Genomic DNA, 21,874 nt, shown 5'->3' on the forward strand with positions numbered 1-21,874 from the left:
CCGCTCATCATGCGATGAAAGGAGAGCCCTATGCAGACCCCGACTGCAGAAGAAACGGAAATCCGCAAAGGCCTGGATGACCTGGTGCAGGCATTGCGGGCCAAGGACATAGAAGCCCTGATGGCACACTATGCCGCGGCTACTGTCGTATTCGACATCAGGCCGCCGCTGCGGATCGAGAGCGCCGATGCCTACCGAAAGAATTTCGAGGCGTGGTTTGCCTCGGTTGACGGCCCGATTGATTATGAGGTGCACGAGCTGCTCGTCACGGTCAGGGACAACGTGGCGTTCTGCCATGGTCTGTGCCACGTCAGAAGCAAAAGAACCAACGGCGAGAAGGCCGACTATTGGGTGCGGGTGACGTCGGGTTTGCGCAAGATGAGCGACCGCTGGATGATCACGCACGAACACATATCCATGCCGATCGATCTCCGGACAATGCAGGCACAGCCGGAGTTTCAGTCGTAGCTGCGCGGACGTTTCGCACGACAACAAATTTCTTCCGGCGCTGCCCGTCGACCGACCTCGCCAAGAGGCTTGCCGAAATCGCTGACCCAATCGATCGGGGCCGGTGGTGCACCGTACCGCCACGGATTGACGCGCGACACTTTAGCTGCAAGGTATATTAACGTTCTGTTTACCATATATATTGGTCTCGGCAGGGACTTGAGGGGGCAATTTGGAACCGTTTCTGGGCGCGAACCGCCTTAATTGGGATGATCGAGCCGAGCTGCATTCGACCGACACAACGGGCAGCTACCACATAGAAAATGTGCTGGCTGGCGGATCCAATCTCTATGAGCTGGAAACGCGCGAGGTCGGTGACATTGTCGGCAAGGATATCGTCCATCTGCAATGCCATATCGGGCTCGACACGATCAGCTTGAAGAATCTGGGCGCGGGCAGCGTGACCGGCCTCGACTTTTCACCGACGGCGATCGCAGCAGCGCGGGATTTCGCTGCAAAGGCAGGCACCGACGTGCGCTTCGTGGAGGCGCCACTGTTCGAGGCAGTCGAAGCGCTTGGCAGAACCTTTGACATCGCTTACGTTACCTGGGGTTCGGTAAACTGGCTTGACGACGTGTTCCGCTGGGCGCGGGTGGTTGCCGATCTGCTGCGGCCCGGCGGCCGGCTCTATCTCGCCGAGGGCCATCCCTTGATGTTCCAGTGTGACCGCAAGGCTGCGGCGCTGGAGTTCAAGCATGACTGGCGAACGCCAATAGCTCGACCACTCGCATGGAACGAGGAACTCACCTATACCGGCGACGACCGCATCTTGAAACATCCGCGCTACTATGAGTGGATTCATCCGGTCAGCGACGTGGTGAACGCGCTGATTTCAGCTGGGCTGACGCTGGATTTTCTCAATGAGCATGACACGGTTTCGTGGCAGCACTTTTCATTTGCCGTGAGGGCCGGCAAGGATATGTACGGCCTGCCGGAGAACTCTCCCAAGATCCCAATGGCCTATTCCATTGGCGCGACGAAGCGTAGCGTCGGCAAGATACCTTACCTTGTTTCCCCTAAGGCGATTGAGGGCCACTAATGCATGTCGCGCAACAGCATGCCCTCGGGCTTGAACCGAGGGTGTGCGGCGGTTTTGCGATAACGACATGCATCAAACAAAACCTGAAGCGCGTCGCATCAATCCATTCAGCCGCGACGCGCTTTAAGGCGTCGGCCGGAGCCGCAGGTCCGTGTCTGCCACTCCGGCCACCTCTGGCGGTTGGAGGGTGCAAAATTTTTAGGACCCGTGAAGGTCAAAATTAAACATTGATAGCTAATATACCTTGGTCGGGTTGGCCCAGAACCTGAATAGTATCTGAGGAATCGCCTATTGGCTCCTTTCCGCGCTAGGTTCGGCGGTATCAAGAAGGCCGTTTTCTCGTCGGCAAATATCCCGGCGGCAATGGCAGTGATCGTTATTGCCATTGGCGCAGCGTTCGCGGACCACCAGAACAAAGTCGTCTCGGATCAAGCCACCCGAGCGGATGTCCTGGCCAAGGTCAATCTTATCCGCGCCAAGCTTGAAGGCAACATCAACGGAAACCTTCAACTGGTGCAGGGACTGGTCGCGGCAGTCGTGACTGAGCCCTATATGGGACAGCAGCGCTTCGCCTCGCTGGCGAGCAACCTGTTTGGCAGGGGCTCGCAATTGAAGAATATTGCCGGCGCGCCCGATCTGGTCATTTCTCTGATGTACCCGATGAATGGCAACGACAAGGCCATAGGCCTCGATTACCGCAAGGACGAGCGGCAGCGTCTGGCCGCGCTAAGGGCGCGAGACAAGCGCGAGCTAATTCTTGCCGGTCCCGTCGACTTGAGGCAGGGAGGGCAAGGCTTCGTCGGCCGTATTCCGGTCTTTGTACGCAGTGCGGGCAACACCGAAAGGTTCTGGGGCATCATTTCGGCCGTTGTCGACGTTCAGCGCCTTTATAAGGCGAGCGGCCTGCTTGACGATGATCTCGGGATTGACATAGCGCTGATCGGTAAGGACGCTCTCGGTCCAACCGGAGAGCAATTCTTCGGCAATGAGCGCGTCGCCAAAAGCAATCCGGTGACAGCCGACGTCCTGCTTCCGTCCGGTTCGTGGCGGATCGCAGCCATTCCCAAAAACGGCTGGCCTTCGATGCCCGACAACGCGTGGTTCTTGCGCGCCATCATGGCGGTGGCCGGGGCCTTGGTTGTGATCCCATTCCTGGTTACGGGTCGCCTGATTGGCGAGAGACAGCGCAACTATGCGGAACTCAGTCGATTGTCGAGACGCCTGGAACTCGCTCTGGAAGCATCGGCTATTGGCGTTTGGGAACACGATCTCGCGACCAACGAACTGGCGTGGGACGAACGCGTCAATGAAATATACGGCAAACCAGCTGGGGAGCACCGCGGCTACCTGGACTGGGCGGGAGCAATCCACCCGGATGATCTGGCCGACGCCAACGCCGATTTCGACCGCGCGATGGCCGACGGCGGGCCATATTTGTCGGAATACCGGATTATTCGGCCGGATGGCGAGATACGCCATGTCCGATCCAAGGCGATAATTTACCGGGCCGCAGACGACACCCCAAAAATGATTGGCGCCGAATGGGATGTGACAGCCGATGTCCTGTTGAACAAGGACCTGGTTCGCGCAAAACAGCTTTCCGAGTCGAAAAATGCAGAACTCGAGTCGGCCAAGGAGCGCATAGAGCACATTGCGCTCCACGATTCGCTGACCGGTTTGCCCAACCGGCGTTACCTCGACCAGGTGCTGGAAGACTACGCGGCAAACGCCAAGCGGACCGGCGGGTATGCCGCACTGCTCCACATAGATCTCGATCGGTTCAAGCACATCAACGATACGCTTGGCCACGCCGCAGGCGACGCAATGCTTGTTCACGCCTCGACCGTGCTCCGATCCAAGGTCGATGGCGAGGGATTCGTCGCTCGGATCGGAGGAGACGAATTCATCGTCCTGTGCGTTGTGCATGACGATATCGAGCAACTGGCGCTGCTCGCTGACCGCGTCATCAGCCAGATGCGGGAACCGGTCTACTATCAGGGCCATCGATGCCGTTTTGGCGTGAGCGTGGGAATTGCAGTCGATAACGGAAAAGATGTCGAAGCCAAACACCTGCTGGTCAACGCTGACATCGCGCTTTACCGGGCAAAGAGTCGTGGGCGCAATCGATACGAGTTCTTCACGGAGGCGATGCAAAGCGAGATCGTCGAGACAAAACGGATTGCCGACGAAATTCTCGGCGGCCTTGAGCGCAACGAGTTCATTCCCTTCTACCAGCCGCAATTTGACGCAAAAACGCTTGAAATTGTTGGGGTTGAGGCGCTGGCGCGATGGCGGCATCCGCAGAAGGGCATTTTGGCGCCCGACGTCTTCCTAAGGATTGCGGAAGAATTGAATGTCGTCTCGATCATCGATCGAAACATATTAGAGCAATCGCTTTTGGATCTCGAAGGGTGGTCTGCTGCGAATCTCCATATTCCGCGGGTGTCAGTCAATGTTTCGGCACGCCGCCTTCAGGATGAGGAACTCATAAAGAGTCTTAGGGAACTAAATATCAAGAAGGGAACAGTTGCCTTCGAGCTTGTTGAGTCAATTTTCCTTGACGAAAATGATGATTTTGTTACCTGGAATCTTGAGCAGATAAAAGAGCTCGGCATTGACATAGAAATAGACGATTTTGGCACTGGCTACGCCTCTATAGTCAGCTTGCTCAAGCTGCAGCCTCGCCGGTTGAAGATAGATCGCCAATTGGTCATTCCTATTGTCAAATCGCCGCAACGAAGGCAGGTCGTCTCATCGATCATTGAAATCGGCAAATCCTTGGGTATCGAGGTCGTAGCCGAGGGTGTCGAGACGATGGAGCACGCACAGACACTCAAGAGCTTGGGCTGCGACATACTGCAGGGTTATGCCTTCGGGCATGCGTTGGATGCCGACGGACTAAAGGCCTTCGTTCGATCTCGGCGTCTGCGCACGGAACGGGTTTTGGATGAACCGCTCCGGTTGGGTAGAGTATAAGCGCATAAGCCTCACGTCACAGAGTAGCGCTTCGCTTGAGTCTTGGGATTGGGAGATTGGCCGATCACGGCAGCGAAGTTCTGGGGACCTATGCACCCGATGAGACCTGGCCCCGGACAAGCTGATCGGCGAGCCCTATCTCGGCATCGGCCCGGCAACGGAGGCAGGACCAAACGCACAATGGCAGCCTTGGCGGTTGTCCAGGCAATGGCGCGGATATGTCGGCAGACGATCGATGATCTACCGGATTAACTGGGAACTAGTCGCGATGTTGCTCGCCGGTTGCGAAGGGGCGCTGTCCTTCATCATGAGGGGGATGTGAAACGTCCGGCTCTTCTGCAGGACGTCGTTGCCGATCGCCCGGCAATCGCAGCGGCCGGCGAAGCAGGCCGAAGTGCACTTGTCACTGACCAGGGAACGATATCGGTCCCCATGTGTTAGAAATCCATGGACACTTTGGAACCCCAAGGCCACGGGACGGTGGCCGACATTTTGACGTCGGAAGTTGCCAATGCCAGGCAGCGCATTCACCGGACCGAGCTCGCGCTTCAACGCACTGAAGAAATGCTGGCCGAGAACCTGGCGCTGCGCAACAGGATACGAACTGCGGTCGAGGCCGCAGACCGCTTGGTGAAGATCGATCCCCCCAGCTTTGAAGGACGTCGCGCGGGTTGAACTGGGCCGGCGCTTCATTCGTCGCGCCCTTCAGGCCACCGGCCCATCACTCTCGCTCCAGAACTTTGCCAACCACATCTACGTCTGGGCTGCACGCTCGCGAACAGCCGGAACCAACGGCGACCACAAGCGGTTTACCAATCAAAGGGACCGCAATGGATTCGGAATAATGGAACTTTTACATATGGAACTGGCGCGAGCCCGACAGCGGCTTAATCGGGCCGAGCGCTCCCTTGAGCGTGCGATCGAGATGCTGGATGATGACTGCGGTGTTGGGATCAATATCGCGCTGTGCAGCAGGATACGGGCTGCGCAACAGCGCGTAATTGAGGCCAGATCGCGGTTGACGAAGATCGATCCCACCAGCGCTGACGGAGTTCGCACGGGTTGATCCGGCCCGTCGACGTGCCGCCTCGGGCATATAGGACGATCGCTTCGGCACTCCGGCGGTCGCGCCCAAGCAAGCCAACGCACTGCTTGAGGCGACGCGTTCGGTCCTAAGGCCAACCATTTTGCTTGGCGATCTCAGCGAATGGCGGGTGCACAGCAGATCCTCGTTTGCTGGCGCTACTGCCGCATTTTGGTCCAATTCACACCATGCGGCCCAGTTTCCCTTCGCGATTCCCTTTGCTTGCGCTCGATCGGATCCTGGCCAAACCACCAAGTCTGATTTCCAGCCTCGAAGTGCACCATACATCGCAATCTCGGATCGCGTCCGATCATCTATCGATCAAGGCACGATTAAATCTCCAGGGGATTCGACAGCTACATTTGCAACCAGATTACTTTTGAAGGGTTCTTGCTACGATTTTGAGCGAGGCCGGGTTTCTATCGCTGAAGGGTTTTATGGAAGTATCCATTACGCGGATTGCGCACGACAACATCAAAGCAGGCAAGAGCGGCTTGCTGCTGGTCCCGGACAATTATGACGCCTTCGCCGGGCGCGTTCTGGCGGCAAGGAGTGCCGTTCGCAGTCTCGATCTCATGTACTACCTTTGGCACGATGACCACACTGGCCGCTTGCTCTTGCAGGAAGTTTTCCGGGCCGCTGAGCGCGGCGTGCGAGTTCGCATGCTCCTTGATGACGCCAATCCGCGAAAGAACGATGCTGCCTATCTGGCCTTGAGCAATCATCCAAACATCGAGTTGAAGTTGTTTAATCCGAGCGGCGTCAGGCAACGCAGCGTCATGCGCGCTGTGGAAATCGTATTGCGACTTTTTGCGTTGACCCGGAGGATGCACAACAAGGCATGGATCGCTGACGACAACGTCGCTATCGTAGGCGGGCGCAACGTTGGCGATGCCTATTTCGACGCAGCAGAAACCAATTTCCGCGACCTGGACGTGCTGCTCCTCGGTCCTGCCGTGCAGCAAACCGCCGAAATATTTGAGGCATTCTGGGCTTGCGAGGACGCGAAATCAATCAGTGTCCTGGCTCCAGCCGCGGGGAACGAGCATTCCGATTTGTTTTCAGGAAGCGATCTCGAAACCGAATCAATGCTTTTGGACGGGATCGGTGATCGAGGGTCCATCGCAGAGTTCATCGCGGCCAGCAACGACGTGCATTGGGTGGATCGAGTTCGGGTGATTTCCGATCCTCCAGAGAAGGTGAGAGGTTGGAGACGTCGCAGCTGGCTTACCAAGGAGTTGCTTCCCCTCATTAAGTCGGCGCGCAACAGTCTGGAAATTGTATCTCCCTATTTCATCCCTGGCAAAAGGGGCTCCGCGGTCCTGATGGACCTCGTCAGCAATGGGGTTGACGTTTCCGTTTTGACCAATTCCTTGGCCGCTACAGACGTCGCCGCGGTTCATGGGGCTTATGCAAACTATCGCAAGCGATTGCTGAGGAATGGCGTAAGACTGTTCGAGCTCCAGCCCTTCAATCGCGGTCAGGGAATTTCGGTGTTTGGCTCCAAGGGTGCCAGTCTGCACACCAAATCGTTCACGGTTGACGACAGGGCTGGGTTCGTCGGTTCCTTCAATTTTGATCCCCGGTCAGTGTCTTTGAACTCGGAGATGGGCGTGCTCTTTGAGGATGCCGAATTAGTCGGTGAACTTCGGCGCTTTTTTCAAGCGGAGATATCACTAAAAACCAGCTATCGGCTGGAACTAAAGAACAATGTGCTGCACTGGCATGGATGCGACGAAGGCAAACTCCAAGAATACACACACGAACCAGAGGCCGGAATATTTCGCCGGGTTCTGGCGGCCTTGGTCCGCCACCTTCCGGTTGAGTCTCAGCTTTAGCCAGACCCACTAAGATAGCATAGGTGCTAACGGCGGGATCGACGCGGCGTTCTTGCCGCGCCGGGTACGGCATACCTGAAGAACGGCGACGTGAATGTGCCAAGCACAGCGCCCGGGGCCGCGGCGGAAAGGCCGGGAGCATGAAGCATCCGCCCTCTGGCAATGTCAGCTTGCTGCCGCCGATCGCGTGAAGACGATGGTGACTTTCGTCCCTTCGCCGGCGCTCGAGGCGACGTTGAACTTTGCCTTGGCGTTCTCTGTCAGCGAGTGCGCGATCAGCGCGCCGAGCTTGCCGGGCTTGGGCCATGTCTCCCCTTCCGGCAGGCCGATCCCGTCGTCCGCAACTATGACCAGGCAGCCGTCGCCATCGGCGATGCTGTGCAGCTTTATCGTCCCGCCTTCACGCCCTTGGAAGGCATGCTTGAGTGCATTTGTGAGCAATTCGTTCACGACCAGTCCCGTTGGCATGGCGACGTTGATCGACACCGGATAGGTATCCACCTTCATGTCGAGGCGGATCCCCTCAACTGCATGCGACCCCATCACCGCGGAGGCGATCTGGCTAAGATAAACGCCGAGATCGACCTCATCCTTCTGCTCGTCTGCCGATAGCGTCTGGTAGAGGATCGCCAGAGCGTCGACGCGGCCGGCGAGCCTCTCAAATCTTTTCTGGTCGGGCTCGGTCGCGTTACGGGTTTCTAGACGGATCAATGCGGTGATCATCTGTAAGTTGTTCTTCACCCGGTGCTGCAGTTCGCGCAGCAGGGTGTCCTTCTCGCGGACGCGCTCCTCCACCAAGCGCGCTTCTTCAGATTCGCCATGGGATGAGACGTCGACCAGAGCCACCAGTCGGAAGCAGTTCGTGCCGTTATCGTCCACGATGATGTTTGAATAAACGTCGACAAGAGCCGGGTTGGCCCCGACGCGCTCCAGCCGGAAGGTGCCGACGAAATCGGTTTCCTCGACCAAGGCCTCGGGCAGAGGCCGGCCCTTCTGCTGGTGGATGCCAATGCCGGAAAGTGCTCCCCAGTTTTGCCGGGTAAGCTCGGCTGCCTTCAGGCCTGACACTTTTTCGAATTCTGGATTAGCATAGACGACGCGCTCCTTCGCGCCTAAGTCCGACACGGCGATAGCGATCGGCACCTGGTCAAGAAATTTTTTGAACTGCTCGCTTTCCAGCGCGGTGGCAAGGTCCGGTGTATCGAGCAATTGCTCAACTGCCTCAGCCTTGTCTGACTCTGACGTCATCTTGGTCGCCTGTGCTTTGCGTGGGAGCCTCAGTCTCAGTCATGCACTTTGCTCGACACCGCCAACGCTGGAAGCGGCTGCGCGATGTCAGGAGTAGGACGAGCCCGCGTCACGGAGCGGCAGAGCCATGGGCAACACAGGCCCGTCTTGCTGAGAGTTCAGTCAACCTTGCGTCATTTTGCACGGCCACGACCTTTTTCCAACAGCGTTGTGCCAAAATCCCGTCTCTGCCAATCGAAATTGACGATCTGCACGTCGCCGGAACTCCCGACAGAATATTTCCGCCATTTGCAATGGGCTCACCTGGCAGCGGCGGCGCCGGTGGCGGCATGCGGTGGCCAAACCGCACCCCGCATGTGCTCACCCAGGTCTGGCTGGTTCGCCGCGACACCATCGGGCGAAACGGTATGCTGCGCCGGTTCCGGCCGTCTTGGAGTTGCACGGGTTCGCTCGCGGGACCTATCGGGTCATCGCGTGGGATACCGCGGCCGGCAGGCAAACGGCGGAATGGCAAGCGAATTCCGACGGCTGGCTGAAACTTGACGTGCCGCCGTTCTCTGCCGATGTCGCGCTTGCCATTCGCCGAACCTGAGCAGGATGGAGACTGCGCCTGAAGGTATTCATTTGCTCGCTGATCTGCCTTGTCATTGCCCAAGGTCTTTGTAACTTCGTCGCCAATGCCGATGTCAGTGGTCTGCACCAAGCGAAGTTGCGCGGAGATCTCACGAGATCTGCGCGCTAGGTGTTGCGCTCGCCCGAACGCGACTGCTCGTTGGCGGCATCGGCCGATCCGCCCAGCGTGTCGGCGACCGTGGCACCTCGCGCACCCATCGGTTGCGGCACACCTGTGGTGGTGTCCTTGGCTGTCTGGTGCTCCATCTCGGCATTCAGCTCCGCCCCCACAATCAGGACAATCACGGAGATCCAGGTCCACATCATCAAGCCGATGACCGCCCCCAGGGCTCCATACGTCGCGTTGTAGTCGGCGAAGTTCTCAAGATAATAGGAGAACCCTATCGAGACCGCGATCCACACCCCAGCCGCGAGGAAGGCGCCCCATGTCGCCCATTGCCACTTTGCCCTTTCGCGGCTGGGGCCGTAGCGGTAGATCAGCGTGATCCCGAGGCCGACCAGGATCAGCATCATCGGCCACCGAAAGATCCGCACAAGGGCCTCGGTCCAGCCGCCGAGGTTCAGCAGCGCAAGCATGGCCGGCACGACCCCCACCGAGACGGTAAAGCCGATAGCGATGAGGATGGCGCCAAGTGTGAAGCCCAAGGCCAGAAGATTCAGATGGATAAAGCCGCGCTTTTCCCTCTCCTCGTAGGCGATGTTCATGGCTTCGAATAGCGTCTTGATGCCGTTGCTGGCGCTCCACAGTGCGACGGCAAGGCCGAAGATGAAGCCGAAGCTGAGCGCGCCAGTGTCCTGGGCGGCCAAGGACCTAAGCTGTGATCTGATAACGTCCAGACCGCCCGAAGGAAGTACGCCGCCAAGGAATGCAATGTGCTCAGCGATGGTCTGGGGATCGGCGACAAAACCGTAGATGGACACGAACGCGGCAAGCGCAGGAAAGAGGGCAAGGAGCAGATAGAATGCGGCTCCGGCCGCGATCAGCATAACGCGGTCCTCGTTTACTTCAGCAAAGACCCGCCACAGCACGTCTTTCCAGCCACGGCTGGGAATCTGTGACGGCCATTCGGCATTGCGTCCGCGGCCCTCAGCGCCCCGCTCAGGTTGCACTCGACCTTCGTAAGTGTGCTCGGCTGTTTTCTTCGACATGGCTGCCGGTCCGGAGCATCCTCTCCGCGGGGCAAACGTGTAATAACGCCAAAGGATGCAGGTGCAGACCTGCGCTCACAAACAAAAATCCGCCGCCTGCAGAAATACTGCGACATCCCCATGCGACGAGTCGATATGATAGCGATACTGCCCTGCCCAGGACCTCAGTGGCTTGTTGGAGCGACCACCGAGAATAGCCAGCTTCCACCATCTCAGCGAATTGCGGTGGTCGGCTGATTGCCTTTTAACAATGGCGCGGCCGGCCGGCGGGGATTCTGGCGTGGGCGATCGAGAGCTGGTGCCTCTTGGCGTCCAGCCGCTCCAGCATGCAACCGACGATAGCCTGAAAGCCGGGCTCCATGGCCTCTTGGCAATCGATCTCCCGATCCGCGTATTCGCCCTGTCGTCTTGGCGGTCTGATCATCCAGGCTTCCTCATAGATATCCCTCGCCGTCGGACTCGCGTCGCCGGATCAAGCCAGGCGATGCGCCCTCACTATCCAAAGCGAAGCCCATTCGCCTCCTGTGTCTTTCAACCAGCTCGCGGTCGCATTCGGGCACGCAGCGGTCGCTGCAACCGACATTCACAACTACCTGTGCGAAAGCGACGGCGAGCGCCCACCGCGCGGTTGACCCGCAGACATCACCGCTGGACGTTGTTCCTTGGTCTTCCCAGCGCGCCAATTCGAAAAGCGACCGGACGTCTATTTCGCCGCGGGCATTGTTGGCCGCCAGGAGCAACCGGATCGGAGGCCAGGCGGTGTCACGATTGGCGGGAGGCATCGTTCTCGCAGAGAATTCTTTTAGGTGGAAGGGCTAGTCTCGCCGCCGGCGACTTTGGCGAGCAGCATCCCCAAGGTCAGGCGCGCTCGTTCATGGCTGCGCCGACAAAAATATTCTCAAGAAGCTCGACAGATAGAGACGCCAAGTATCAGAGCATGATGCGATCCCTCGATAGCGAAATGCCTGGCGGAGCGGGAAGTGAATTGAACCAGGGGTTGACCCCACGAAGTCAGAGTGACGTGCAGCGAGATGTCTCAAGGGAACCTTTCCGGCGTTGTGCGCTTGTTGAGCATGCGTTTCACAACCCCGTGAGCGACAACAAAAAACGCTGGAACCAAAAGGAAATCCGCCATGGCGAAAGAAAAGACATTGGATGATCTCTTCCTCGATACGCTCAAAGATATCTATTACGCGGAAAAGAAGATCCTGAAGGCGCTTCCCAAGATGGCGCGCGCCGCCTCATCGGCCGATCTGAAGGCAGCCTTCGAGAAGCACAAGGACGAAACCGACGGTCATGTCGAGCGCCTGCAGCAGGTTTTCGAGCTCCTTGGCAAGCGGGCACAGGGCAAGACGTGTCCCGCGATCGACGGCATCATCGAGGAGGGCGAGGAGATTATGGAGGAGTTCAAGGGAACTCCCGCACTGGACGCCGGTCTGATCTCCGCTGCCCAGGCTGTCGAGCACTACGAGATCACCCGCTATGGCACGCTGAAGCGCTGGGCCGAGGTTTTGGGCATGAGCGACGCCGCCAAGCTGATCGAACAGACGCTCGGCGAAGAGTCTATGACAGACGAGGCGCTCACCGGATTGGCGGACGCCTCGGCCAACGAAATGGCCAAGGCCGCCTGATCACACACCAGCCACCCCAACTGTGTTGGGGTGGCTGTTTTACTTCCAACATCCGTCTTTCGATAGGAGGCAATCATGGGTCGTGGCATTCTACTCTGGCTGCTCGGAGTTCCTATTCCGATCATCATCCTTCTCGCGCTGTTCATGCGGTAGGAGGAATCCATGGCATCAACCATCCTGGCGACCGACGGCGCCGCGCCGGTCGAGTCCTCGTCATCCGCAGTCAACTGGGGACCGATCATCGCCGGCGCCTTCGCTGCCTCGACCCTGACGTTCATCCTGATGCTTCTCGGGTCCGGCCTCGGGCTCACGATGGTGTCTCCATGGTCCAACGAAAGCGCCAGCGTCACCACCTTCGCTGTGTCCACTGCGATCTGGCTGGTCATCGTGCAATGGTTGTCATCCGGGCTCGGGGGTTACCTGACCGGGCGCCTTCGCACCAAATGGGTCGGCATTCATACGGACGAGACGTTCTTCCGGGATACCGCGCACGGATTCATGGCCTGGGCGCTGGCGACGCTTCTGGTCGTGTTCGTGCTCGGTTCGGCGCTGTCCGCGGCAATCGACACCGGCGTCAAGGCGGCCTCGACCGTGGCCTCGGGAGCAGCAATGGGTGCCTCGGCAGGGGCGACCGCAAACGCCGGGAACGACGGAGGCAGCGGCGCGGCGTCGTATTTCGTCGATGCGCTGTTCCGCCCGAACGATCCTTCCAGGCTGGCGGCGCCGGGCGCGGAGGGCGATGCGACAGCAGCCGCACAAGCCTCCCGCATCCTCATTACGAGTGCGGCGGCCGGCGAAGTCTCGGCCGACGACAAGACTTATCTGGGCCAACTCGTGGCCGCTCGCACTGGCTTGTCGCAAGCGGATGCTACTGCCCGGGTTGATGCGGTGCTTGCTCAGGTCGAGGCGGCCAAAGTCCAAGCACAGGAAGCAGCCGACACAGCTAGAAAAGCCGGCGCCAGCTTCGCGCTGGTTGGCGCGCTTTCTCTCATGATCGGTGCGTTCATCGCCAGCGCAGCGGCAGCGTTAGGCGGCAAGCAGCGCGATGACGAAGAAGACACGCTCCATCTCACAGCCAGTCGAAGCTGAAGACGTCTACTCCCGGCCGACCGAGAGGATCGGCCGGACTCCATCTCCCGCCGCGCTCCCTTGTTTTTGTGCAACGCAGCAACGATATTGCTGCACGTGCGTTGCACAGATGGCCGTCCATTCCGGGCGTCACAACAGGGACGGCTCCATTGCGAAAAATTTCTGATACCATCGCCCGCCTTGCCGCGCTGCAGGCGCGACATGCCGCACATCCCGCCGACCTCGGTGCGTCAGACCACCTCCGGACGCTGGCCGACTTCGGTACCAATCCTGGCGGGTTGGAAGCGAAGTTCTACATTCCCAATGACCTATCCAAGGGCACCCCGCTCGTCGTCGTGCTGCATGGCTGCACCCAGAACGCGGCCGGCTATGACCATCATTCCGGCTGGTCCCAACTAGCCGACGAGGCTGGCTTCGCGCTGCTCTTTCCCGAACAGCAACGCGGCAACAATTCGAACCTCTGTTTCAACTGGTTCCAGCCTGGCGACACCAAGCGTGGTTCGGGCGAGGCGCTTTCGATTCGCCATATGATCGAGACGATGGTCGTCACCCACGGTCTCGACCGAAGGCGAATCTTCATCACCGGCCTCTCGGCCGGAGGCGCAATGGCAGCGGCCATGCTGGCGACCTATCCGGAAGTGTTTGCCGGCGGTGCGTTAATTGCCGGCCTGCCCTACGGCAGCGCAACGACAATCCCGGAGGCCTTCGATCGCATGCGCGGCCACGGCGGTCCTTCGGAACAGGATCTGCAACGGGCCCTCCGCGGCGCATCGGATCATCGGGGACCGTGGCCGAGGATTTCGATTTGGCACGGTGCCGCTGACCACACGGTTTCGCCTTCCAACGCGGAAGCGATCGCAGGCCAGTGGCGGGGAGTCCACCGGCTTGAGAAAGCGCCGACGCGTCGGGAAGCTGCCGGACCGCACGCAAAGCAGGTCTGGCGTAACGGGGCGGGAGATGCCTTGATCGAAATCAACGTGATCGCCGGGATGGGCCACGGCACGCCGCTCGGCAACGGCCTCGGCGCTCCGGGACCTTATATGCTTGATGTCGGCATCGCCTCCACACGCGAGATCGCGCAGTTTTGGGGGATCGCGGCAACCGAGGATAGCGCCTCCCGGAAATCGAGGCCGCAATTGCCCGCCAGCCAACGGCAACTACCCCAGTCACCGGCGCCAAGTATACAAAATGCGAAGACGAAGCCCCCGCAGCCGACTGCCATCCATCAATCGCGCCAGCCCGGCGTGAAGAAGATCATTGAAGATGCCCTGCGGGCGGCGGGCCTGATGCGCTAGGCGGACGGCGCGAATCGCTCGCCGACTGTCTCGCCGGCCCGCGAAGGTCGAGCGGCTCCGACCAGGAAGGGAACGCGTCGTTCTTTGGAATCTGTCCGCTTTTCAGCGAGCAGTCGCCATGCACCTCGTCCAGATCCTGCTTCCCCGCGCGGACAACACCGGTCGCCCATTTGGCCGGGAAGATTTCGACCGTGTGAAGGAAGACCTGGCCAGCCGTTTCGAGGGCGTCACAGCCTACCTGCAGGCGCCCGCGGAAGGTCAGTGGCAGGATGGCGAGCAGTCCAGCACAGATGAAATCGTCATCTTCGAAGTGATGGTGGATGATGTCGATCTGCCGGACTGGCGCAAACGGCGCGCCGAGCTAGAACGGCGGTTCCGGTAGGACACGGTGATCGCCCGCTACATGCCAATGGCGCTCGTATAGAGCGCCGATATCATGCCATCAACGTCAATCCGCAAGACCGAGTACGATCCGGAGACAAGGGTTCTCTCGGTGTGGTTCGTCGCGAGCGGCACGCGTTATGACTACGAGGCTGTGCCGCCGGAGACCTATGCGGCGTTCCGAAACGCCTTCGTAAAGGGCCGGTTCTTCAACGACCACTTTCGCGACCGTTGCCGGCACCGCCCCATTGCCGAAGCATAGCGAGCGTTGCCTGCACGCGGAGACTCATGCGCCGGTTTCGGAGTTTGACGCGCCGGCTGGCTTTGATTCCGGGGAGCCCTTGTGGCGTAGGAAAATCGACAGCAGGACCAGGACGGCCGTCGACATGAATTCCGACTGCCAGTTCTGAAAGGACTCGAACCATAGCTGGGCGTCGAGAAGATAGTCTCCCAGGGATTGAACCTCGCCGCCGTGCCGAAGCGCCTCCTCGTTCGCGGCCGCCAGGCTCGCCCACCAATGCAAGGCAAATGAGATGATGAACAGCAGGGCCAGCGCCAAGCCCAGCGAGTATGAATAGAGCCACGACAGGATCGGGTTGCGCCTGCGGGTGGCGGTCGGAAGTTCGTCCTCGGGCCGGTTGGGATCATCGGGATCACGAGACTCGGCGGAACCGCGCTGGAACAGCATTGCAGTCAGCATGACATAGGCCGACATCTGCAGGAATTCGCTTTCCCAGTTCTCGAACAGCGCCGAGAGGAAGTCGCCGCTCGCAAGATAGGAGAGCAGCCCAATCGATGCCGAACCGTGGTTCTGAAGCTCTTCATTGAAGGCCGTATGACCCGACCAGATCATGCCAATCGCACTGAACAAGAACATCGCCACCAGGGCGATCGTCAGTCCATTGTCCCGGAAAAAGCTTTTCATGGTCGTCTCCCTCGGCAGCTCCGGCTAACGCCAGTTCTCCAGAACCTCTTCGATCATCACCGCCTCGACTTGCTCGCTGAAGCGAGAGCGGTAGAGCTCCAACAGTGCGTCATGCGTCTGGTCAACCGAACTGCAGATGGCATCGGTCGCAAGGACGACACGAAAACCACGGTCGATGGCGCCGAGGACCGTGGCAAGCACGCAGACGTCGGTTTCGCCGCCGGTGATGACCAGCGTGTCGATCCCTGACCCATTGAGCATCGCGTCGAGCCGGCCTTCAGTCCACGGCGAATAGACATGTTTGTCGAGCGTTCTTGCCGGCGGCACGAACCGCGCCAGAGAAGGCATCAGATCGACGAGGCCGGCATCGATGTTGGCAAGGGTGACCTCGGCCCAACGCTGATAATACCGCGCCCACATGCCCGGTCCTTCGCCAGGCCGAGCGGCCGGAACAAAACGTGTGAACAGCGTTTGCTGCGGATGTCTTGCGGTCAATTCCTCGATGACCGGCAGCACGTTTTGCGCCCACGGCACGGCCCAAGGCCCGCCCGGCGCGAACAGGCGCTGCATGTCAACGCAAAGATGTAGGGAATTCTCACCAAGCGGACCGTGTACCAGGCCTAGGGCGGCCATGATCAGCCGCGGCCGCGGTGGGGTGATGCATAGTCTCTATCTGAGCGCGGGCGTAGCCCGGGAGGTCCCGCCGTAGCCTCGCATCTCTGCCAATCCGCCTTTAGCCGTTGCCGGTTCATGGTCTTGTCAGGCGGGCCGCTTGCGCCTCCTGCACGTCGATGGCGTACAGCAGTTCGCCGTTCTCGTCGCGCAGGCGCACGAGCCAACCTGAAAGATCGTCCGTGCCCGGCTGAAGGTCGACCAGAAGATCGATAGCGCATCGAACCGCTTCCTCCCGCGCAGCCTCTAAACTTGGCATCCTGGAGGGAAGAACCTGACGGCCGCGTCCGCCGATACTCGAAGATATAGAGCCCGCCGTTTTCGTCATTCGCCGCTGTGACGGCGACTTCGTCAAAATTGCCATTGCTTCGGGCATCATAGTCGTTCACAGCCAAATCGAAAGTCGCGATCTGGACCAGGACCGCCTTCGCTCGAACGATAGCGGCCTCGTTGTTTCCGCCGTCAACGCGTGCCAGGTCGACGGCAACGCAGTCACCGCTCTCGCCGCAGAAGATCACGCGCAGGATGGGCTGTCCGGTCGGGGCGGTTGCCTGGGTAACTTCGGTTCGAATGATCTGCATGAGAAACTCCGTCACCATCGCTAGAGTTTGACGGCCATTTCCCGGCTCCAGAGACGCAGCTTGCGGCAGCCCTCGATAAAACCGGTAATCGCCTTGGGATCATCGAGACCAATCATGCCTTCATCGGCTTCCGGATCGACGCCGGCCTTCTGCAGCAGCGGGACGGCGCCCGACGTGAAGCCGATGAATTTGCAATGAGCAAAAGCGTCGGCAACGAAATCGCGCGCGGCGGCCTCGCCCGTCAGGCGCTCCGCTCCTTCCTCGGAGAGGATCAGCGCTACTGCGTCGAACAGGACCGATGGCCCGCCGTCGATCATGTGCTTTGCAGCGATGAGACTTCCATCCGCCGCCTCGACGCCGCCCACCTTGGGCGCTATGACCTCCATCACTGCGCCTTCCTTCTCGATCGCTGCCTGGAGGTTCTTCAGCAGCGCTGCATCGGCGCCGGGACTGACAAGCACACCGACCTTGCGGCCAGCAAAACTGTCAGGCCCGTTCCGGATGATGCTGAGCGCCGGCGATGGTTCGAGATCGTCCCTCGGAGCGACCGCCGCATCCGCGGGCTTGGGCAATTGCTTCATGCCAAGCTTGTCAGCGACAGTTTCTGCCAAGCCTTCATCAATGTTGAGGAGATGCGACACCATGCGCTCGCGGATAACCGTTGTCTCGACCTTGGAGAGCTCGAAGGACAGCGCCATGGCGATATGCTTCTGCTCAGGCGCGGTCTGACTGTTGAAGAACTGTCGCGCCTGGCTGTAGTGGTCGGCGAAGCTCTCTGCGCGCAGACGGACTTTCTGGCCTTCCTCCGCCTCGGCGAACGACCGGAAACCGTGCTGCGGCGATTCCCGCGGGCCTTCGCCGAATGAATTCGGCTGGTAGTTCACGCGGCCGACCGGATTGCGCATCGCCATGAGGCCATCCTGCTGGAAGTGGTGGAACGGGCATTTGGGTGCGTTGATCGGGATATGGGTGAAATTGGGGCTGCCGAGACGCTTCAGTTGCGTGTCCAGGTAGGAGAAGTTTCGACCCTGCAGCAGGGGATCGTTGGAAAAGTCGACGCCGGGCGGTACGTTCTGCGTCATGAACGCGACCTGCTCGGTTTCGGCGAAGAAATTGTCGGGCATACGATCGAGCACCAAGCGGCCGACCGAGACCGGCGCGAGGATTTCTTCCGGAATGATCTTGGTCGGATCCAGAACGTCGAAGTCAAAACTGTCCGCGAAGTCCTGATCGAAGAGCTGGAGGTTGAGCTCCCATTCCGGGAAATCACCAGACTGGATGGCATTCCAGAGGTCGCGTCGATGAAAATCGGGGTCAGCGCCGTTGATCTTGACCGCTTCGTTCCAAACGACCGACTGCATGCCGAGCTTCGGCTTCCAGATGAATTTGACGAAGGTGGATTCGTCCTTCGCATTGACCAGCCGGAACGTGTGAACGCCGAATCCCTGCATGAACCGGAAGGACCGAGGTATCGCCCGATCCGACATGACCCACATGACCATATGCATCGATTCGGGCGTCAGGCTGATGAAGTCCCAGAAATTGTCGTGTGCCGATTGCGCCTGCGGGAAGGCACGATCAGGCTCCGGCTTCACTGAATGAATGACGTCGGGAAACTTGATTGCGTCCTGAATAAAGAAAACTGGGATGTTGTTGCCGACGAGATCCCAATTGCCTTCGTTGGTGTAGAATTTGACGGCGAACCCACGCACGTCCCGCGCCAGGTCGAACGAGCCTTTCGAACCGGCCACCGTGGAGAACCGCACGAAGGCCGGCGTCTTCTCGCCGGCACGCTGGAAGATATCCGCGCGGGTGTAAGCCGCTAGCGATTCATAGGTCTCGAAGAAGCCGTGCGCGCCATAGCCGCGTGCATGCACGACGCGCTCGGGAATGCGCTCGTGATCGAAATGAAAAATCTTCTCACGGAAGTGGAAGTCTTCGATTAGTGACGGTCCGCGCTGGCCAATCCTTAAAGTATTCTGGTCATCGGCCACTGGGCCGCCTTGGGCGGTCGTCAGGATCTCGCTGTCGCCTTCGGCGATCTGGTGAAGCTCGCCTCCGTTCCCCCGCACGAGCTTTTGATCATGGATCGTCGCGGGCTTGCCCGACGACTGTCTGGTTGTCTTGGCCATGCTTGAATTCCTTGAAAAGGAGGGGGCGGCTTCAGGTCTCCCTCAATGCTGGGACACCCACTTAAGTTCCTGGTGGGTGTCACGTGGCCCGCATTTCGAAGAATAGCACTCGGCTGCCGGAACATCGGGCCCGCGCTCCGCCAGAGGCGCGGGCTTTTTCGTTGTCTGGGGGAACACGATCTCGCGACGATCGTTCGGGTCGCCAACAGAGCGCATACCGTCAGATCGAGGACAGGAAATGCGGGAAAGACAAGGGCTCAACCCATCAAGAAAAATACGATAGGCAGGAGCGCACGTCGGATGCTGCAAGGGCATTAACAGAGATTGAGCGCGCAGCACGAGATGCAAAGACTGCTCGGCTGCGAGAGCAACGACTTAAGGCTGAAACCGCTTCTCCTGCTGCATTGGTAGCGAAACCGAAGAAAAACCGACAAGGCAACAACTAAGTAGTCACCCGGGATGCGGCGGATTTCGTGTTCCGTTGTGAGCGTCCTTTTTAAGCGTTCTCCGACATTGTCAAAGGTAAGCAGGTGGCCGTCGAGCGCAGGAAGGTGCGGGCATGAAGGTCTGCGCCGTTTCCCAAGCCGCCGAAGCCAGAACCCGCTCCAGGGGCCACGCCTGAGATTTGCAACGGTGGTCAAGCTGGTGACGGCTCGGCATGTCATCGACCTCGTGGCCCGCATGCATGGCTGCACGTATGCACGGCTGCACGTATGCCGAGATGAGAGGACCGTCGCGTCAGTAGAGTATCGTGGCAACGCGAGACGCGGCCATGTGCGCCGTGATGGTGCTGAAGCCGAGCTTGCCTAGGGGGCAGATAGGGTTGCTGTTCAATCGTGATCCGTCGACGGTGCAACATGCGCTCAGGAAGCGGGGATGCTTTGACCGACCCGCGCGTTCAAGCCCTATGTGATGAGCTCGGCATCAAGATTGTCGACCGGCATCGCTATCCGGAGCCGGGAGAGGCGCGCGCGGTCGAGACGCTGGCTCGCATCATACGCCGGCACGGGGAAGGGCACTTGCGCCTGGTGCTTTCGACCTTGGCCGAGACCTACAACAACAAGGGCCAACTAGACGAGGTTCTATTTTGGGCCGCATCCGACATGGTGCGGGCGTGCCCTGAGATACTCGAGCGCCACGCCGGCGACTGGCTGACGATGTGGGATGTTTGCCCGCTCGGCGAGCTGCAGTTCATTGCCCAGGATCTGCGCGGCGTCGTGCCACTAATATTTGCATTTGTCGGTATGCTATACGAGCGGGTGGTCAAGGCATTTGGCCCGCGAGCATCCAGCCGGATTTGTTCGATGACCGCAGGAGAAATTCGGCATGAGTAACGTCGTATCGCTTCATGGCGACAAGCGCTGGAAAGCTGTTCTCGTCTACGACCACCAGAACGGCCCCATCACGATCGAGCACTTTTTGGAAGAAATTTCCGAGCTCCATAACGTCATTGAACACGGCCCGGACTGGAACACCCTGATTACTTGCACGGTGACAATCAACCGGACGGACGGCGGCGAGGAGCAGAACAGCCAGGAAAAAGAGGCGCGCCATGAACATCGGTGAAATCGCGGAGCGCTTCATCCGCGCGGCCGAGATCGAGCGCGCCAGCCATGAACATGTCGGGCCGGCCGGCCCAGCAGCTGCCCTATGTCCACACATACACCGATAAGCTCGGGTGGTGCAAAGAGGTGGGCGACAAGCTCGACCCTAAGGCAGACCCGCTAGCGTAGGAGCGAAGGGCGTTCTGGAACCGGATCGGCACCCTGCCGTCGGGACAAGAGATCAGCGAGCTCGAGGCGCTGCAACGAATGGCTGCTCGCCGTTGGCAATGAGAAGGAACGCCGAGCGTCCTCGCCCGGGCCAGATCCAAGGTCGGCGGCAAGTCATTCCGCAGCTGGTGCTTCAAGGTGGAGGGCATCCACCCGAACACCGGACGGGATAGAAAAAACCGGGCTTTGCAGCAAATCGCGATCATTCTCGCCCGCAGGGCCTCGCAGAATAGCGAAAGCGCCGAAATCAGGCTGTTGCATTATGAAATCAGGGGTGTTTCGGCTACGATCACGGAAGATGCGGGCGAACGGGACAGCCTGAATTCGTGGATCGCCGACGGCGCGTTCGCCAAGATCCTTTCATCGGAACATGACGACTTCTCTTGGGCTGCCAAGCGCAATGAGCGCCGATGCCAGCAAGAGGCGAGGCGGCGCAATCAAGCTGTGTGATTTGCGCCATTGACGAGCACCCGAAATGCCGCCCCAATCGGGATTACGTGGTTTATTGGGGATTCGCATGAACCGATTTCTCTTTGTGATCGCCGACTTTCTGTCCCGTCCGCCCGGCTTTTATGTGCTGCTCGCCGCGATGATAGCCTGCACTGCGATGGTTCCGTTTGGGCTAACAAACGTAATCACCTATGCGCTTTCTGTAGCTGCGATAGTGATTACCGGAGTCGTACTGATCCAGGGTTACCGCGACACCGCTGCCATCCATGCGAAGCTCGACGAGATCATCGTTGCATTGAAGGAAACGAGGAACAATGTCGTCGGGCTGGAGCACGCCGAGCCTGAGGAGATCAAAGCCCATTTGGCGCGGCTTGAATTGGAAGCAGCGGCGGCTGATCAAGAAGCTAAGCACGAGGGAGTCCCTGGCGCCTAATTACGCCAGCGGCTGCCAAGCACTGGCCGCGGGAAGCGC

The 21,874-nt window shown here is 59.4% G+C and carries 22 protein-coding genes; 14 read left to right on the forward strand and 8 right to left on the reverse strand.

Annotated elements, in window-relative coordinates; all coding sequences use genetic code 11:
- The first annotated feature begins 30 nt into the window (after positions 1-30).
- From AC0L17_RS14860 to AC0L17_RS14875, 4 genes are all read left to right on the forward strand, one after another.
- The gene (locus AC0L17_RS14860; protein WP_473516385.1) at positions 31-468 is read left to right on the forward strand and encodes a YybH family protein; all 438 of its coding nucleotides are present in this window, start codon (positions 31-33) and stop codon (positions 466-468) included.
- Positions 469-679: 211 nt separating this feature from the next.
- A complete protein-coding gene (locus tag AC0L17_RS14865) occupies positions 680-1,546 on the forward strand; it encodes a class I SAM-dependent methyltransferase (protein WP_287068276.1) in 867 nt (288 codons plus the stop codon).
- A gap of 363 nt (positions 1,547-1,909) precedes the next feature.
- Positions 1,910-4,522: a bifunctional diguanylate cyclase/phosphodiesterase gene (locus AC0L17_RS14870; protein WP_473516447.1), complete on the forward strand. Its 2,613-nt coding sequence runs from the start codon at positions 1,910-1,912 to the stop codon at positions 4,520-4,522.
- Positions 4,523-5,002: 480 nt separating this feature from the next.
- Positions 5,003-5,197 carry a hypothetical protein gene (locus AC0L17_RS14875; RefSeq protein ID WP_031256726.1) on the forward strand — a complete coding sequence of 65 codons (195 nt, stop codon included), beginning with the start codon at positions 5,003-5,005 and terminating at the stop codon, positions 5,195-5,197.
- Positions 5,198-5,375: 178 nt separating this feature from the next.
- Here the strand turns inward: AC0L17_RS14875 and AC0L17_RS14880 are convergent, their stop codons facing one another.
- On the reverse strand, positions 5,376-5,657 hold the full coding sequence (locus AC0L17_RS14880; RefSeq protein ID WP_473516386.1) for a hypothetical protein: 282 nt from the start codon (positions 5,655-5,657) through the stop codon (positions 5,376-5,378).
- 386 nt (positions 5,658-6,043) lie between these two features.
- On the opposite strand from AC0L17_RS14880, the gene AC0L17_RS14885 reads away from it, so the two are divergent.
- Positions 6,044-7,444: a phospholipase D family protein gene (locus AC0L17_RS14885; protein ID WP_473516387.1), complete on the forward strand. Its 1,401-nt coding sequence runs from the start codon at positions 6,044-6,046 to the stop codon at positions 7,442-7,444.
- Positions 7,445-7,609: 165 nt separating this feature from the next.
- Here the strand turns inward: AC0L17_RS14885 and AC0L17_RS14890 are convergent, their stop codons facing one another.
- The 3 genes from AC0L17_RS14890 to AC0L17_RS14900 all read right to left on the reverse strand — a co-directional run bounded on the left by AC0L17_RS14890 (position 7,610) and on the right by AC0L17_RS14900 (position 10,898).
- A complete protein-coding gene (locus tag AC0L17_RS14890; protein ID WP_473516388.1) occupies positions 7,610-8,692 on the reverse strand; it encodes a sensor histidine kinase in 1,083 nt (360 codons plus the stop codon).
- Between the two features lie 738 nt (positions 8,693-9,430).
- Positions 9,431-10,474: a YihY/virulence factor BrkB family protein gene (locus tag AC0L17_RS14895; RefSeq protein WP_473516389.1), complete on the reverse strand. Its 1,044-nt coding sequence runs from the start codon at positions 10,472-10,474 to the stop codon at positions 9,431-9,433.
- Between the two features lie 244 nt (positions 10,475-10,718).
- Positions 10,719-10,898: a hypothetical protein gene (locus AC0L17_RS14900; protein WP_473516390.1), complete on the reverse strand. Its 180-nt coding sequence runs from the start codon at positions 10,896-10,898 to the stop codon at positions 10,719-10,721.
- Positions 10,899-11,607: 709 nt separating this feature from the next.
- On the opposite strand from AC0L17_RS14900, the gene AC0L17_RS14905 reads away from it, so the two are divergent.
- The 5 genes from AC0L17_RS14905 (at position 11,608) to AC0L17_RS14925 (ending at position 15,132) form a co-directional block, all read left to right on the forward strand.
- Positions 11,608-12,105 carry a YciE/YciF ferroxidase family protein gene (locus tag AC0L17_RS14905; RefSeq protein ID WP_027153941.1) on the forward strand — a complete coding sequence of 166 codons (498 nt, stop codon included), beginning with the start codon at positions 11,608-11,610 and terminating at the stop codon, positions 12,103-12,105.
- A gap of 162 nt (positions 12,106-12,267) precedes the next feature.
- Entirely contained in the window at positions 12,268-13,194 is a 927-nt protein-coding gene (locus AC0L17_RS14910) for a hypothetical protein (RefSeq protein ID WP_473516391.1), read from the forward strand.
- 149 nt (positions 13,195-13,343) lie between these two features.
- On the forward strand, positions 13,344-14,489 hold the full coding sequence (locus tag AC0L17_RS14915; protein ID WP_473516448.1) for an extracellular catalytic domain type 1 short-chain-length polyhydroxyalkanoate depolymerase: 1,146 nt from the start codon (positions 13,344-13,346) through the stop codon (positions 14,487-14,489).
- A gap of 118 nt (positions 14,490-14,607) precedes the next feature.
- Positions 14,608-14,871: a hypothetical protein gene (locus AC0L17_RS14920; RefSeq protein WP_473516392.1), complete on the forward strand. Its 264-nt coding sequence runs from the start codon at positions 14,608-14,610 to the stop codon at positions 14,869-14,871.
- A 54-nt stretch (positions 14,872-14,925) separates the two neighbouring features.
- Positions 14,926-15,132, forward strand: coding sequence for a KTSC domain-containing protein (locus AC0L17_RS14925; RefSeq protein WP_287066081.1), 207 nt, complete (start codon positions 14,926-14,928; stop codon positions 15,130-15,132).
- 24 nt (positions 15,133-15,156) lie between these two features.
- Here AC0L17_RS14925 and AC0L17_RS14930 read toward each other — a convergent pair whose 3' ends face one another.
- From AC0L17_RS14930 to katE, 4 genes are all read right to left on the reverse strand, one after another.
- Positions 15,157-15,795 (reverse strand): DUF6766 family protein, encoded by a 639-nt coding sequence (locus tag AC0L17_RS14930; RefSeq protein WP_473516393.1) that lies wholly within the window; start codon positions 15,793-15,795, stop codon positions 15,157-15,159.
- 24 nt (positions 15,796-15,819) lie between these two features.
- A complete protein-coding gene (locus AC0L17_RS14935) occupies positions 15,820-16,428 on the reverse strand; it encodes a cysteine hydrolase family protein (protein WP_287347527.1) in 609 nt (202 codons plus the stop codon).
- Positions 16,429-16,543: 115 nt separating this feature from the next.
- Positions 16,544-16,831, reverse strand: a complete 288-nt coding sequence (locus AC0L17_RS14940; protein ID WP_128170746.1) for a DUF6894 family protein — start codon at positions 16,829-16,831, stop codon at positions 16,544-16,546.
- A 237-nt stretch (positions 16,832-17,068) separates the two neighbouring features.
- Complete coding sequence (gene katE / locus AC0L17_RS14945) at positions 17,069-19,180, reverse strand: catalase (protein WP_473516394.1); 2,112 nt, start codon at positions 19,178-19,180, stop codon at positions 17,069-17,071.
- 881 nt (positions 19,181-20,061) lie between these two features.
- On the opposite strand from katE, the gene AC0L17_RS14950 reads away from it, so the two are divergent.
- The 4 genes from AC0L17_RS14950 to AC0L17_RS14965 all read left to right on the forward strand — a co-directional run bounded on the left by AC0L17_RS14950 (position 20,062) and on the right by AC0L17_RS14965 (position 21,835).
- On the forward strand, positions 20,062-20,514 hold the full coding sequence (locus tag AC0L17_RS14950) for a hypothetical protein (RefSeq protein WP_473516395.1): 453 nt from the start codon (positions 20,062-20,064) through the stop codon (positions 20,512-20,514).
- Positions 20,507-20,746: a hypothetical protein gene (locus AC0L17_RS14955; RefSeq protein ID WP_023803165.1), complete on the forward strand. Its 240-nt coding sequence runs from the start codon at positions 20,507-20,509 to the stop codon at positions 20,744-20,746. Before AC0L17_RS14950 ends, AC0L17_RS14955 begins: the two co-directional genes overlap by 8 nt.
- Before the next feature lie 344 nt (positions 20,747-21,090).
- Entirely contained in the window at positions 21,091-21,402 is a 312-nt protein-coding gene (locus tag AC0L17_RS14960; RefSeq protein ID WP_473516396.1) for a hypothetical protein, read from the forward strand.
- A 67-nt stretch (positions 21,403-21,469) separates the two neighbouring features.
- The gene (locus tag AC0L17_RS14965) at positions 21,470-21,835 is read left to right on the forward strand and encodes a low affinity iron permease family protein (protein ID WP_023803164.1); all 366 of its coding nucleotides are present in this window, start codon (positions 21,470-21,472) and stop codon (positions 21,833-21,835) included.
- The last annotated feature ends 39 nt before the right edge of the window (positions 21,836-21,874 follow it).

Source organism: Mesorhizobium sp. WSM4829 (assembly GCF_055811475.1).

Bases quoted from the DNA above. Each gene is read 5' to 3' on its own strand.
- AC0L17_RS14860 (WP_473516385.1), top strand. From the start codon at position 31: ATGCAGACCCCGACTGCAGAAGAAACGGAAATCCGCAAAGGCCTGGAT.
- AC0L17_RS14870 (WP_473516447.1), top strand. From the start codon at position 1,910: ATGGCAGTGATCGTTATTGCCATTGGCGCAGCGTTCGCGGACCACCAG.
- AC0L17_RS14885 (WP_473516387.1), top strand. From the start codon at position 6,044: ATGGAAGTATCCATTACGCGGATTGCGCACGACAACATCAAAGCAGGC.
- AC0L17_RS14890 (WP_473516388.1), bottom strand. From the start codon at position 8,692: ATGACGTCAGAGTCAGACAAGGCTGAGGCAGTTGAGCAATTGCTCGAT.
- AC0L17_RS14895 (WP_473516389.1), bottom strand. From the start codon at position 10,474: ATGTCGAAGAAAACAGCCGAGCACACTTACGAAGGTCGAGTGCAACCT.
- AC0L17_RS14900 (WP_473516390.1), bottom strand. From the start codon at position 10,898: ATGATCAGACCGCCAAGACGACAGGGCGAATACGCGGATCGGGAGATC.
- AC0L17_RS14905 (WP_027153941.1), top strand. From the start codon at position 11,608: ATGGCGAAAGAAAAGACATTGGATGATCTCTTCCTCGATACGCTCAAA.
- AC0L17_RS14910 (WP_473516391.1), top strand. From the start codon at position 12,268: ATGGCATCAACCATCCTGGCGACCGACGGCGCCGCGCCGGTCGAGTCC.
- AC0L17_RS14920 (WP_473516392.1), top strand. From the start codon at position 14,608: ATGCACCTCGTCCAGATCCTGCTTCCCCGCGCGGACAACACCGGTCGC.
- AC0L17_RS14925 (WP_287066081.1), top strand. From the start codon at position 14,926: ATGCCATCAACGTCAATCCGCAAGACCGAGTACGATCCGGAGACAAGG.
- AC0L17_RS14930 (WP_473516393.1), bottom strand. From the start codon at position 15,795: ATGAAAAGCTTTTTCCGGGACAATGGACTGACGATCGCCCTGGTGGCG.
- AC0L17_RS14935 (WP_287347527.1), bottom strand. From the start codon at position 16,428: ATGGCCGCCCTAGGCCTGGTACACGGTCCGCTTGGTGAGAATTCCCTA.
- AC0L17_RS14940 (WP_128170746.1), bottom strand. From the start codon at position 16,831: ATGGCAATTTTGACGAAGTCGCCGTCACAGCGGCGAATGACGAAAACG.
- katE (WP_473516394.1), bottom strand. From the start codon at position 19,180: ATGGCCAAGACAACCAGACAGTCGTCGGGCAAGCCCGCGACGATCCAT.
- AC0L17_RS14955 (WP_023803165.1), top strand. From the start codon at position 20,507: ATGAGTAACGTCGTATCGCTTCATGGCGACAAGCGCTGGAAAGCTGTT.
- AC0L17_RS14965 (WP_023803164.1), top strand. From the start codon at position 21,470: ATGAACCGATTTCTCTTTGTGATCGCCGACTTTCTGTCCCGTCCGCCC.